The organism is Phenylobacterium sp. (genome assembly GCF_030698145.1).
Taxonomy (GTDB): Bacteria; Pseudomonadota; Alphaproteobacteria; order Caulobacterales; family Caulobacteraceae; genus Phenylobacterium.
In genome coordinates this window covers 23701-36210 of record NZ_JAUYNW010000029.1, presented here as the reverse complement: position 1 = coordinate 36210, position 12510 = coordinate 23701, and the positions used below count along the sequence as shown (strand labels likewise).

Here is a 12510-nt window from a genome sequence, read left to right as displayed (position 1 = left end):
GTCTTTCAGTTTTTGTCGCCTTGAAGCCCGACGCCCCGCCGCTAGGGTCTCGAACCTGCCCCGCCAAGTCTCGAGAGGCCCCGCGATGATCGACGTCCACTACTGGCCGACCCCCAACGGCAAGAAGGTCACCATCCTGCTGGAGGAACTGGCGCTTCCCTACCAGATCGTCCCCGTCCGCATCGGCCAAGGCGACCAGTTCACCGACGATTTCCTGAGGATCAGCCCCAACAACCGGATGCCGGCCATCGTCGACCACGCGCCGGCGGATGGCGGCCCGCCTATCTCGATCTTTGAGTCCGGGGCTATCATGCTGTACCTGGCCGAGAGGGCGGGACGGTTCCTGGGCGCCGACCTGCGTGGGCGCTACGAGGTCACCCAATGGGTGATCTGGCAGATGGCCAACCAGGGCCCGAAGTTCGGCGAGCGCGGCCATTTCAGCCGCGTGCCCGAGAGCGCCGGCGACCAGTCCTATGCCCAGCGCCGGTTCAACGACGAGACCCATCGTCTCTACGGCGTGCTGAACAACCGCCTCTATGACCGCCCCTACATCGCCGGCGACGACTACTCCATCGCCGACATGATCAGCTATCCCTGGACTGCCAGCTGGCAGCTCCAGGGCATCGACATGGGCGAGTTCAAGTACTTCAAGCGCTGGTACGACGAGATAGCCGCCCGCCCCGCCGTCCAACGCGGCATGGCGGTCACCGCCGGGCCGGTCCCCGACCCCGCCACCATCTCGCCCGAGGATCAGGCGCGCATCCGCAAGCTGCTCTACAACCAGCGCGCCCGGCCCGCGCCCGTGGCCTAGGACGCGGGCGTCGGGGTCACCTGGACGAAGACCACCTGCCAGCGGCCGTCACGCCAGGCGAAGACGTCGGAATAGTGGAAGCGTTCGACGAACGGCTTGCCGTTCTCCGCGCCGCGCAGCTCCACCCGTCCGCCGACGATGGCCGCCTGCGGGCCCAGCGGCACGAAGACCGAATCGAAGATGGTCAGGGGCTCGAACGTCACGCCCGGCGTCAGCCAGCCGGCGATGAAATCCTCGCGGCCCACCTGCTTGCCCGATCCCCGGACGATGATGAAGTCCTGCGCCAGGAACCGTTCCAGCGCCGCCTTGTCGCCGCTGAGCTGGGCCTGGTCGAAGGCCTTGGCGGCGGACCTGACGTCAGTGTCGGGGGCGGGGGCGGCGGCGATCAGCAGCGGCGCGAAGAGCGCCGCGGTCAACAGGTGGCGCATGGAGAACCTCCGGGAAAGCGTCGGCCTTCCTAGCGATCCCACACGCGCCGCGCTGTCAGGTTTCTAGGTTCAGACCAGCTCGGACGGCTTGACGCCCAGCTCCTTCAGGAACGGCTCGGCGTATTCGACCCGGCCGGTCATGGTCTTGGGATCGCCCGAGGCCAGGCGGTAGACGGCTTCCGAGATGAATTCGATGGGCTGGACCCGGTCCTTGGTGGCCTCGTTGATCAGGCCGTGGACCGCCACGCCGGGGGTGTCGACCAGGCCCGGCGAGACCACATTGACGGCGATCCCGTCGTCATAGACCTCGGACGCCAGGCCGGTGGTGAAGCGCTCCAGCGCCGCCTTGCACATGCCGTAGACGGTGCCGCCGCGACCGCCGCGGTACGGCTGCTTGGGATGGATGCCGGCGGGCGAGGAAATGTTGACGATCCAGCCCTGCTTGCGCGCCCTCATGCCCGGCAGGACGAGCTGGGCCAGGTGGAAGGGCGCATAGACCTGCACCTCCATCATCAGCTTGAAGCGCTTCTCCGGGAACTCCTCGACCGGGATGAAATAGGTGATGGCGGCGTTGTTGATCAGGATGTCGATGGGCCCGAACGTGGCCTCGGCTTCCTCGACCAGGCGCTCGCGCTCGATGGCCTGGGCGAGGTCAGCCTTGACGAAGGCGGCCTTGCCGCCGGCCTTGTTGATGCGCTCGACCGTGTCGGCCAGGGTGCCGGGCAGCCGGCTCTCGCCGTCCGAGGCGGTGCGGGCCGAGACCACAACGCTGGCGCCCTCCATGGCCAGGCGCGCGGCGATGGATTCGCCGATGCCGCGGCTGGCGCCGGTGACCAGGGCGACCTTGCCCTTCAGGGTCCCGTTCGGACTAATGCGGGCTTCGCTCATTTGAAATTCTCCCTTATGAAAGTCTTTGTTTTTAATTGGAAATCGGAAACCGACGGGACTATTCAGCCGGCTCGGACAGCCTTGCTGAGGTTGTCTTGCCGACCGCCGCCGGCCAGGCGTCGACGGTCACCCGGCGCATATGGCGGCGCTCGCCGGGATAGTCGTTGAGGGCGAAATGCCAGACCGAGCGGTTGTCCCAGAAGGCCACCGATCCGGGCGCCCATGAAAACCGGCAGGTGAAGGCCTCGTAGCGGGAATGCTCGAACAGGAAGTCCAGCAGGGCCTTGCTCTCGCGCCGGGTCCAGCCCTCGATCCGCATCGTGAAGGCAGGATTGACATAGAGCGCCTTGCGGCCGGTCTCGGGGTGGACCTTGACCACGGGATGGACGAACTCGCCCACCGCCCCCTCGGCCTCCACCACCTTCATGGTCTTGCGCGACTGGGCCGAGTGGCCCTGGGCGGAATATTCCCGACCGGCGGAATGGACGGCGTTCAGTGTCTCGAGCGTCGCCTTCAGCCCCGGCGACAGGGCGTCATAGGCCGCCGCCTGGCTGGCGAACAAGGTGTCGCCGCCGAAGGACGGGAGTTCGACCGCGTAGAGGATCGAGCCGATTGAGGGATACTCCAGGAAGCTCATGTCGGAGTGCCAGCCACCGCCGAAATTGACCCGGTCCTCAGGCTCCTTGACGATCTCCATCACCTCCGGATGGGCGTCCATTCCGGCCACATAGGGATGGATGTTCAGCGGCCCGAAACGGCGGCCGAAGCTGAGCTGCTGTTCCGGCGTCAGCGTCTGGTCGCGGAAGAAGATCACCTGATAGGTGACGAAGGCCTTGCGGATCTGGGCGATCGTCGCGTCCGACAGGTCCTTCGACAGGTCGACGCCGGTGAGCTCGGCGCCCAGCGCGCCGGCGATTTTGCGGACTTTCAGCGCGGACATGGACGGTCTCCTTCACCTGGCGGCGAATGAAACATCGCAACGGCGCCCGAGGCCAGCGAGAAGCGCTCAGGTCGGCTGCAATAAATCCCATCGGGTGCCATAGAGATCCTGGAACACCGCCACGGTCCCATAGGGTTCGTAGCGTGGCGCCTCCAAGAAGACGACGCCCGCCGCGGTCATCGCGGCGTGATCGCGGGCGAAATCGTCGGTCTGCAGGAAGAACGCCACCCGGCCGCCGGTCTGGTCGCCGATCCGCGCGGCCTGGGCGTCCGTGACCGCCTTGGCCAGCAGCAGGCCGCAGGCCGAGCCCGGCGGCGTCACCACCACCCAGCGCTTGCCGTCCCCCTGGGGCGTGTCGGCGGTGAGCGTGAAGCCCAGCTTTTCCACATAGAAGGCGATGGCCTCGTCATAGTCGGCCACCACCAGGGCGGCGAGGCTGATCTGCTGGGGCACGGGCGGCGACTCCATGGCTGGACGACGGTCGCCCCCAGGCTAGAGTGCGCCGGCGTTTCGGGGGAGTTCTCATGCGTCGTCTGTCCGTGGGCCTTGCGGCCATCGTCCTTGGCTTGGCCTGCGCGGGGTCGGCCGGGGCGCAAGCCTTCAAGGTCACAGTCATCCACGCCGGCGCGCTCCTGGACCGGCCAGGCCAGGCGCCGCGCGGCGCCTCCACCGTCGTGATCCGGGGCGGCAAGATCGAGTCGGTGCGCGACGGCTTCGTCGCCCCTGAGGCCGGCGCCGCGCTGATCGACCTGAAGGACCAGTTCGTCCTGCCCGGACTGATCGACATGCACGTCCACATCTTCAGCGACGACGACAAGCTGCGCTCGCGGCTCGAGGCCAACGGCCGCGACGAAGAAGACGCCCTGGTGACCGCCGTGGACAATGCGCGGCGCACGCTGGAAGCGGGCTTCACCACCATCCGCGACCTGGGCTCGGACGCCCACGCCATCACCGCCCTGCGCGACGGGATCGCAGCCGGCTACCTGGCCGGGCCGACCATCGTGCCGGCCGGACGGATGATCTCGATCACGGGCGGCCATGGCGACGGCGCCAACAACGCCAATCGCGACATCGCCGAACTGGTCCGCGGCCGCTCCGACAACCTGTGCGACGGTCCGGAGTCGTGCCGCCGGGCGGTCCGCAACCAGGTCGGCCAGGGGGCCGAGGTGATCAAGTTCGCCGCCACCGGCGGGGTGCTGTCCAACGTGGCCGGCGGCCTGGGCCGCCAGATGTTCGACGACGAGATGAAGGCCATCGTCGACACCGGCCACAGCTTCGGTCGCAAGGTCACCGCCCACGCCCATGGCAAGGACGGCATCGAGGCGGCTCTGCGCGCCGGGGTCGATAGCATCGAGCACGCTACCTATACCGACGCCGAGACCCTCGCCCTGTTCAAGAAGACCGGCGCCTACCTGGTCCCGACCATGGTCGCGCCCGAGGCTGCGCTGGCCCAGGCCCGGGCCGGCGCCCGGCCGCGCAACGTACTGGCCAAGGCCGAGGAAGCCGCCAAGATCGCCTTTGAGAACCACATCGCCCAGTACAAGTCAGGCGTGAAGATCGCCTTCGGCACCGACACCGGCGTCTCCACCCACGGTCAGAACGCCAAGGAGTTCAAGATGATGGTTGACGCCGGCATGAGCCCGGCGGACGCCATCAAGTCCGCCACGGTCAGCGCCGCCGACCTGCTCGGCCGCACCGCGACGTTGGGCTCCCTGGAACCCGGCAAGGACGCCGACCTCGTCGCGGTCGCCAAGAGCCCGCTGGCCGACGTCACCGAACTGGAACGCCCGACCTTCGTGATGCGGCGCGGCGTGGTCCACAAGCAGTCCGGCCAGCGCCAGGCGTTTCCGCCGAACTAGCGACGCAGAGTCTTGGGAGGGGGCGGCGAAGCTGCTGTCCGCCACGGGTGGAAAGCAGCCGTGCCTCGCTAAGCGGCGGTGTAGCTAGTATGCATTGCGCATGCGGGTCTTTTTCATCATCGGCAGCCTCTTAGCTGCGGTGTTGGTCGCGGTCGCGACCGTAGGCTTCGTCCGCTATCGGCAGGCCTTTCCGACGCCGTCCTCGGAGGTTGTTCAACTAACGCCCGAAAGGCGCGTGGCGATAGGTCGATTGCGAGTTGAAGCGAAATTCGGGCCACACAACTTCCCACCGCTTGGATACACCGGGGCCGCGACACCCAGGGACCGAGCCATCGCGTCCGCGGCAGTGGACGAAATGCTCGAAGGCGTTTTGGCAAGGCCAGACGGGCCGTTAGAGGCGAAGACCGTCATCCAATTGGTGGCCGCCGCGATGCGCAAGGTTGATCGACTTGAGACCGAGGATCGCGATCGCACCGCCGACTATACGCTGGAGGTCTGGTACCTACTTGGGTTCAAGGGCGGGACGGGACGGTTCGCGCACGGCGCTGCATATTCTAGGCCGCCAGGGTACGTTGAGCCGCTGCCCGCCGGCTGGAAGAGCCCAGCAGAGCCGCGCACAATCGGCTGAGGTTAGTCCGCCAAGGGTCGAAAATGGGCGTCCGGATCCCAATCGCCTCAGTGCATGGTCCCCGCGACGATCTCCAGCTTGTTGCCGTCGGGATCGAGCAGGACGCAGCCGTAATAGTCCGGGCCGATGTCCGGGTGCAGGCCGGCCGCGCGGACCGAGGTCGCCCCGGCGGCGATCGCCGCGGCGTAGGCCTGGTCCACCGCCAGGCGGCTGTCGGCGGTGAAGGCGATATGGGTCCCGAGGCCGGCGACGCGTTCGCCCTCCACCGGATAGAGCCAGAAGTCGCGGGTCTCGCCGCCAGGTCCATAGGCCAACTCGTTGTCCGCCGCCCAGGCGTTGGCGCAGCCCAGCGGTGCGAAGAAGGCGTCGTAGAAGGCGCGCGCGGCGGCGAGGTCGCGGACCCCGACGGAGAGGTGATCGAACATGGGAGACGCCCTTCCTGCGGTGAAGCCGGCGCCATAGTTGGGCGCGGCGTCGGGGCGCCGCAAGGTCAGGCCGGGATGGTGGCGGCGAAGGTGACCTTCTCCTCGGTCACGTCGGCGAAGATCCGGCCGCCGACGTCGCCGACGAACAGGTGGACATAATAGGCCTGGACCCAGTGGCCGTGGAGGCCCTCGCCCGGTCCGTCGCCACGTAGCCCGGCCAGCACCTCGGGCCGCAGCCGCGCCTTGGGACCGGTGGCTTCCACGGCGATGGCCACGCCGCCGCCGGCGTCGGCGACCGCGCGGATGCGGGCGACTCCACCGATGGGCAGGGCCGCGCCGGCCATCTGGGCGAGGTTGAGCAGGGTGCGCGCGGCGGGCTTGTTCACACCGGCCGGCTCCACTTGCCAGTCGAGTTCGGCGCGCATGTGGGTGAAGAGCCCACCCGCGAGCTTGGCCAGTTCGCGCGCGTCGAAGGTCTCGGCCGAGGCCGATGCGCCGAAGGCCACGCGGCTGAAGGACAGCAGGTCGGCCAGCTTGCGCGCCGAGCCCTGGATGAGGCCCATGGCCTCCTCCTTCATGTCCTGGGCGCTGGGATCGTCCAGCAGGTCCAGTCCCGAGACGATGGCGCTGGCCGGACTTATGAAGTCATGACACATGCGCGCCGCCAGATAGGCGGCCACCTCCGCAGTCCTGGGGGCCTTGGGGGGCGGGGCCGTGGGTTCGGCGGGGGCGGGGGCGTCGGCATCCATCATCAGAACCCGAACTTGGGGTGATTTGGCCCTTTGGCAAACCGGGCGGGCGCTCTACAGAACGCGGCCATGAGCGGTCCCGATCCCTTCCTGGAGCCCGGCGTGCTGGTGAAGCACCCGACTCTGGACGACTGGGGCCTGGGCCAGGTGCAGTCGGTGGCGGGAGCCAAGGTGACAGTGAATTTCGAGAACATGGGCAAGCAGGTGATCGACACCACCGTCATCGCCCTGGTCTTCGTCGGCGACGACCCGCGCGAGGCCCGATGAGCAACGACCTCGGCGCGGCCCTGGCCGACATCTGCGAGGAAGCCGCCGCCCTCATCCTGCCGCTGTGGAAGTCTGGCCTGACCGTCTTCTCCAAGTCCGACGAGAGCCCGGTCACCGAGGCCGACCGCCAGGGCGAGGCCCTGATCGTCGCCCGGCTGACCGCGCTTTATCCCGACACGCCGGTGATCTCCGAGGAGGACGCCAGCGAGTTCGGAACCCCCGACGCCATCGGGCCGCGGTTCTTCCTGGTCGATCCGGTGGACGGCACCAAGGCCTTCGTGCGCGGGGATCCCAACTTCACCGTCAATATCGGCCTGATCGAGCATGGACGGCCGGTGGCAGGCGCGGTTTGCGCCCCGGCCACCGACGAGACCTGGTTCACCTCCGGCGGCAAGGCGCTGAAGCGCAAGGCCGGCGGGTTGGCGGAGCCCGTCAGCGTCCGGCCCTGGCCAGAAGGCGCGGCCGTGGCCCTGATCAGCCACACCATGAAGGAAGAGACCGCCGACAAGCTGGCCGCCCAGTACGGCTTTCACCTGCGCCAGCCGATGGACTCGTCCATCAAGTTCTGCCGGATCGCGGAGGGGGCGGCCGACATCTATCCCCGTCATGGCCCGACCATGGAGTGGGACGTGGCCGCGGGCCACGCGGTGCTGGAGGCGGCCGGCGGGATCATGACCACGCCGGAGGGCGAGACCTTCCACTACGGCAAGGCCGGCGAAGGCTTCCGCAACGGCTGGTTCGTCGCCAAGGGCGGCTAGATCTCCCGTGGCGGATCCTGGGCCGGCGACAGGGGTTCGGTCATGGCGGCCGGCTTCGCGTCAAGCCGTGCGCGGGTGAGGGCCTGGGCGCCGCCGCCCAGCAACAGGTAGCCGACGAAGCCCACGGCGAAGCCGATGGCGGCGAGCCACAGGAACGGCCGCGCGATGTCGGATGGGCTGGCGGCGAGCACGATCCTTCTCCGGCAGGATGGGTCTGGACGTGGAACCAGCGAACGCCGGCTTGGTTGCGCTCGCCGTGCGACGACCTCGGCGCCAGCTAGTTGCAATCAATTCTCATTGCCAAGACAGTCGCGCCTAACTAAGACCGCCTCTCAGTTTCATTCGCATTTGGGCTTGAGGGGTTGGCGGTGGCGTTTCGAGGCAAGACAAATAGGCGCGTCCAGGGGAAGCTGGTTCCCGTGCTGATGGCGGGCGTCGCGGCCTTGGCCGTCGCGCCCCAGGTCGCCCGCGCCGAGACCGACGAAGCCGTCATGTCCATGGCCGCCGTGGAGATTTCCGGGGTCACCGTGACCGGCCGCAAGGACGCCTACGACGCCAAGCAGACCTCCACCGCCACCAAGACCGACACCCCTCTGCGCGACGTGCCGCAGTCGGTGACCGTGATCACCCAGGAGTTGATGTCCGACCAGGCGGTGCAGAGCATGGCCGACATCGTCCGCTACGTGCCCGGCGTCACCATGGGCCAGGGCGAGGGCCACCGCGACGCCCCCACCATCCGCGGCAATTCCAGCACCGCCGACTTCTTCGTCGACGGGGTGCGCGACGACGTCCAGTACTATCGCGACGTCTACAACGCCCAGCGGGTCGAGTTCCTCAAGGGCCCCAACGCCATGATCTTCGGCCGCGGCGGCGGCGGCGGCGTGATCAACCGCGTGACCAAGCAGGCGGGCTGGGACCCGTTGCGCGAGGTGAAGCTGGAAGTGGGCTCCCATGACCACAAGCGCTTCACCGCGGACCTAAACCAGCCGCTGAGCGCCCGGCTCGCCGGCCGGCTGAACCTGCTCTACGAAGACTCCGAGAGCTTCCGCGACCACGTTTCGCTGGAGCGCTGGGGGATCGCGCCGACCTTCACCTACCTCCCCAACGACCGGCTCTCGCTGCGCGTGGCCTATGAGCATTTCGAGGATGACCGGGTTGTCGACCGGGGCATCCCGTCCTTCCAGGGCCGCCCGTCCCGCGCGCCCATCGAGACCTTCTTCGGCGCCCCGGCGCTCAGCTACGCCACGGCGCGGGTCGACGCGCTCAGCGCCGCGGTCGAGTACGAGATCGGCGAAGGCCTGACGGTCCGCAACAACACCGCCTACGCCAGCTACGACAAGTTCTATCAGAACGTCCTGCCCGGCGCGGTGAACGCCGCCGGGACCCAGGTCTCGATCACGGCTTACAACAACCCCACCGAGCGGGAGAACCTGTTCAACCAGACCGACCTGGTCTGGAAGGCTGAGACCGGGTCGATCAAGCACACTGTACTGGTGGGCGCCGAGTTCGGCGTCCAGGAGACCGACAACTTCCGCAACACCGGCTTCTTCAATGGGACGGCGACCTCGATCCTGGTTCCGTTCGCCAGCCCGACGATCTTCAGCCCCAATCTCACGTTCCGGCAGAGCGCCACCGACGCCGACAACCACGTCACCGCCAAGGTGGCTGCGGTCTATGTTCAGGACCAGATCGAGCTGACGCCGCAGTTCCAGATCATCGCCGGCCTGCGCTACGACAGCTTCGACTTGGAATTCGAGAACCACCGCAACGGCGACCGGCTGAGCCGCACCGACGACCTGGTCTCGCCGCGGGCCGGTGTGGTCTACAAGCCCATCGAGGCGGTCTCGATCTACGCCAGCTATTCGAAGTCCTTCCTGCCGAGCTCGGGCGACCAGTTCTCGTCGCTGACCGCGACCTCCAAGACCCTGGAGCCGGAGGAGTTCGAGAACTACGAGGCCGGTCTGAAGTGGGAGCTGCGCCCGGACCTGATCCTGACCGCGGCCGCCTATCAGCTCGATCGCGACAACACCACGGCGCGCGACCCGAACAATCCCGCCCTTACCGTGCAGACCGGCAGCCAGCGGACCAAGGGCTTCGAGCTCGGCGTCAGCGGCCGGCTCAACGAGGTCTGGGAGGTGGTCGGCGGCTTCGCCTGGCAGGACGCGGAGATCACCACCGCCACCACTGCAGCCAATCCCGGCCAGAAGGTCGCCCTGACTCCCAAGCACACGCTCTCGCTGTGGAACAAGTTCCAGGTGACGCAGGACTGGGCCCTCGGACTGGGCCTTATCCACCAGGACAAGATGTTCGCCGCCATCGACAACGCTGTAACCCTGCCGGGCTTCACCAGAGTCGACGCGGCGGTGTTCTACGACGTCACCGACAGCCTGAAGGTTCAGGTCAATGTCGAGAACCTGCTGGACGAGGCCTACTATCCGACCTCGCACGGGAACAACAACATCATGCCCGGTGCGCCGCGTACGGTGCGCGCCTCGCTGACCGCCAGGTTCTGATCCCCCCGGACCCGATCCCCCTCCCCCCTCGGATCGGCTCTCGTGACGCCCCGCCCGGCTGGCCCGGGCGGGGCGTTTTCGTTCAGGCTGCTTGCTTCCCGCGACCGTTGGGCGAGACTTGCCAAAACGGGAGGGACGCCGTGGCCTACGAGACCATCACCTACGAGACACGCGGCCAGGTTGGCGTGCTTACCCTCAACCGCCCCGACAAGCTGAACGCCATCTCCGCCGAGCTGCGGCGCGACGTGCACGCGGCCGTGGGCGAGGCCCGGGAGGACGACGGGGTGCGGGTGCTGGTGATGACCGGGGCCGGCCGGGGGTTCTGTTCGGGCGCCGACCTCACCGGAACCCTGCCGCCGCCGGACACCTCCCAGGAGGGGCGGCTGGACGAGATGGGTTGGGTCGGCCGCTGGGCGCGGCTGTTCCACGACTTCGACAAGCCGCTGATCGGGGCGATCAACGGCGTCTGCGCCGGGGCGGGCATGAGCGCGGCCCTGGCCTGCGACGTCCGCATCGGCGGACCCGGCGCGCGGTTCAAGACCACCTTCGCCGAGCGCAACCTGTCGCCGGACTCCGGGCTGTCCTGGTTCCTGCCGCGTATCGTCGGCTATGCGGCGGCCGCCGACCTGATCTTCACCAGCCGCATGGTCGAGGCGCGGGAAGCCCTGTCGCTGGGCCTGCTCAACCGGCTGGTCGAAGGTGACCTGGTCGAGGCCGCCGTGGCCTATGGCGAACAGATGGCCCAGTGGCCGCCGCTGGCGATCCGGTCCTCCAAGCGGGTGCTGCGGCACAGCCAGGAGGCCGACCTGGAACAGGCGCTCAAATACGAGTCCGTCGGCCTCGGCTTTTCGCGCCGATCGCCCAATGACGCCAAGGAGTCCCTGGCCTCATTCCGCGAGAAACGCAAAGGCGTCTACACGGGCACGTAAAATGGCGTCATAAGGCGCGCGAACTTCCTTCAATGGAGACGCGCCATGGCCCTGGACGCCGCAGACACCCAGAAGACCTTCGATTGGGAAGACCCGCTGGACCTCGCCTCGCGCCTCACCGAGGAGGAGCGGATGGTCTGGGACGCGGCCCGCTCCTACGCCCGCGAGAAGCTGCTGCCCCGGGTGGTCTCGGCCTATGCCGACGAGCGGTTCGACCGCGAGATCATGACCGAGATGGGCGCCAGGGGCTTCCTGGGCGCGACCCTGCCGGAGAAGTACGGCGGCGCCGGCGTCAGCCACGTAGCCTATGGCCTGATCGCCCGGGAGATCGAGGCGGTCGACAGCGGCTACCGCTCGGCTATGAGCGTCCAGTCCTCGCTGGTCATGTACCCGATCTACGCCTTCGGCTCGGAAGAGCAGAAGATGAAGTACCTGCCGGGCATGGCGCGCGGCGAGATCGTCGGCTGCTTCGGCCTGACGGAGGCCGACGGCGGGTCCGACCCGGCCTCCATGCGCACGGTGGCGAAGAAGACCGACGGCGGCTACGTGCTCAACGGCGCCAAGATGTGGATCACCAACGCCCCGATCGCCGATGTCTGCCTGGTCTGGGCCAAGCTGGACGGGGTGATCCGGGGCTTCCTGGTGGATCGCGGCTCCAAGGGCCTGGAGACGCCGAAGATCCTCAACAAGCTCTCCCTGCGCGCCTCGGTGACCGGCGAGATCTCGCTCAGCGACGTCTTCGTGCCCGAGGACATGATGATGCCGGGGGTCTCGGGCCTGCGCGGCCCGTTCTCCTGCCTCAACAAGGCCCGCTACGGGATTTCCTGGGGCGCCATGGGCGCGGCCGAGTTCTGCCTGCACGCCAGCCGCGATTACACCCTGACCCGCAAAGTATTCGGCAAGCCGCTGGCCGCCCGCCAGCTGGTGCAGAAGAAGCTGGCCGACATGCAGACCGAGATCGCGCTGGGCTTCGAGGGCGCCTTGGCGCTGGGCCGCCTGCTCGACCAGGGGGCTTGGGTCCCCGAAGCCATCAGCCTGATGAAGCGCAACAACTGCGGCAAGGCCCTGGCCATCGCCCGCGAGGCCCGCGACATCCATGGCGGCAACGGGATTTCAGGCGATTATCACGTGATGCGGCACGCCGCGAACCTGGAGACGGTCAACACCTACGAGGGCGCGCACGACGTCCACGCCCTGATCCTGGGCCGCGCCATCACCGGCGAGAACGCGTTCTAGACACAACCTGTACGTTTGCGGAAGACGCCCCAAACGATACGTTTACCGGGCCGCGCTAGGCTCCATCCGAACCTAGGGG

15 protein-coding genes are annotated in these 12510 nt (G+C 67.9%); 8 read left to right on the top strand and 7 right to left on the bottom strand.

The window, feature by feature from the left end:
• Positions 1-85: 85 nt before the first annotated feature.
• Complete coding sequence (locus Q8Q77_RS03730) at positions 86-811, top strand: glutathione S-transferase N-terminal domain-containing protein (protein ID WP_305581299.1); 726 nt, start codon at positions 86-88, stop codon at positions 809-811.
• Here Q8Q77_RS03730 and Q8Q77_RS03725 read toward each other — a convergent pair.
• The 4 genes from Q8Q77_RS03725 to Q8Q77_RS03710 form a co-directional block, all read right to left on the bottom strand.
• A complete protein-coding gene (locus Q8Q77_RS03725; RefSeq protein ID WP_305581297.1) occupies positions 808-1239 on the bottom strand; it encodes a nuclear transport factor 2 family protein in 432 nt (143 codons plus the stop codon). The genes Q8Q77_RS03730 and Q8Q77_RS03725 overlap by 4 nt on opposite strands.
• Before the next feature lie 69 nt (positions 1240-1308).
• On the bottom strand, positions 1309-2127 hold the full coding sequence (locus tag Q8Q77_RS03720) for an SDR family NAD(P)-dependent oxidoreductase (RefSeq protein ID WP_305581295.1): 819 nt from the start codon (positions 2125-2127) through the stop codon (positions 1309-1311).
• A 58-nt stretch (positions 2128-2185) separates the two neighbouring features.
• Positions 2186-3067: a TauD/TfdA family dioxygenase gene (locus Q8Q77_RS03715; RefSeq protein WP_305581293.1), complete on the bottom strand. Its 882-nt coding sequence runs from the start codon at positions 3065-3067 to the stop codon at positions 2186-2188.
• Between the two features lie 66 nt (positions 3068-3133).
• A complete protein-coding gene (locus Q8Q77_RS03710; RefSeq protein ID WP_305581291.1) occupies positions 3134-3520 on the bottom strand; it encodes a VOC family protein in 387 nt (128 codons plus the stop codon).
• Positions 3521-3591: 71 nt separating this feature from the next.
• Between Q8Q77_RS03710 and Q8Q77_RS03705 the strand changes: the two genes are divergently transcribed.
• Entirely contained in the window at positions 3592-4926 is a 1335-nt protein-coding gene (locus tag Q8Q77_RS03705) for an amidohydrolase family protein (protein WP_305581289.1), read from the top strand.
• Positions 4927-5026: 100 nt separating this feature from the next.
• Positions 5027-5554, top strand: coding sequence for a hypothetical protein (locus Q8Q77_RS03700; protein ID WP_305581287.1), 528 nt, complete (start codon positions 5027-5029; stop codon positions 5552-5554).
• A gap of 47 nt (positions 5555-5601) precedes the next feature.
• Here the strand turns inward: Q8Q77_RS03700 and Q8Q77_RS03695 are convergent, their stop codons facing one another.
• Both Q8Q77_RS03695 and chpT read right to left on the bottom strand, forming a co-directional pair.
• Complete coding sequence (locus Q8Q77_RS03695; protein WP_305581285.1) at positions 5602-5979, bottom strand: VOC family protein; 378 nt, start codon at positions 5977-5979, stop codon at positions 5602-5604.
• A gap of 65 nt (positions 5980-6044) precedes the next feature.
• Positions 6045-6728: a histidine phosphotransferase ChpT gene (gene chpT / locus Q8Q77_RS03690; protein WP_305581283.1), complete on the bottom strand. Its 684-nt coding sequence runs from the start codon at positions 6726-6728 to the stop codon at positions 6045-6047.
• A gap of 69 nt (positions 6729-6797) precedes the next feature.
• Between chpT and Q8Q77_RS03685 the strand changes: the two genes are divergently transcribed.
• The gene (locus tag Q8Q77_RS03685; RefSeq protein WP_305581281.1) at positions 6798-6995 is read left to right on the top strand and encodes a DUF3553 domain-containing protein; all 198 of its coding nucleotides are present in this window, start codon (positions 6798-6800) and stop codon (positions 6993-6995) included.
• Positions 6992-7753 carry a 3'(2'),5'-bisphosphate nucleotidase CysQ gene (gene cysQ / locus Q8Q77_RS03680; RefSeq protein ID WP_305581280.1) on the top strand — a complete coding sequence of 254 codons (762 nt, stop codon included), beginning with the start codon at positions 6992-6994 and terminating at the stop codon, positions 7751-7753. Before Q8Q77_RS03685 ends, cysQ begins: the two co-directional genes overlap by 4 nt.
• Here cysQ and Q8Q77_RS03675 read toward each other — a convergent pair.
• Entirely contained in the window at positions 7750-7944 is a 195-nt protein-coding gene (locus Q8Q77_RS03675) for a hypothetical protein (protein WP_305581278.1), read from the bottom strand. The two genes, cysQ and Q8Q77_RS03675, sit on opposite strands and share 4 nt — an antisense overlap.
• A gap of 234 nt (positions 7945-8178) precedes the next feature.
• Between Q8Q77_RS03675 and Q8Q77_RS03670 the strand changes: the two genes are divergently transcribed.
• The 3 genes from Q8Q77_RS03670 to Q8Q77_RS03660 all read left to right on the top strand — a co-directional run bounded on the left by Q8Q77_RS03670 (position 8179) and on the right by Q8Q77_RS03660 (position 12431).
• Positions 8179-10266 carry a TonB-dependent siderophore receptor gene (locus tag Q8Q77_RS03670; RefSeq protein WP_305581358.1) on the top strand — a complete coding sequence of 696 codons (2088 nt, stop codon included), beginning with the start codon at positions 8179-8181 and terminating at the stop codon, positions 10264-10266.
• Positions 10267-10406: 140 nt separating this feature from the next.
• Positions 10407-11195: an enoyl-CoA hydratase/isomerase family protein gene (locus Q8Q77_RS03665; RefSeq protein ID WP_305581276.1), complete on the top strand. Its 789-nt coding sequence runs from the start codon at positions 10407-10409 to the stop codon at positions 11193-11195.
• 45 nt (positions 11196-11240) lie between these two features.
• On the top strand, positions 11241-12431 hold the full coding sequence (locus Q8Q77_RS03660; protein WP_305581274.1) for an acyl-CoA dehydrogenase: 1191 nt from the start codon (positions 11241-11243) through the stop codon (positions 12429-12431).
• Positions 12432-12510 lie beyond the last annotated feature (79 nt).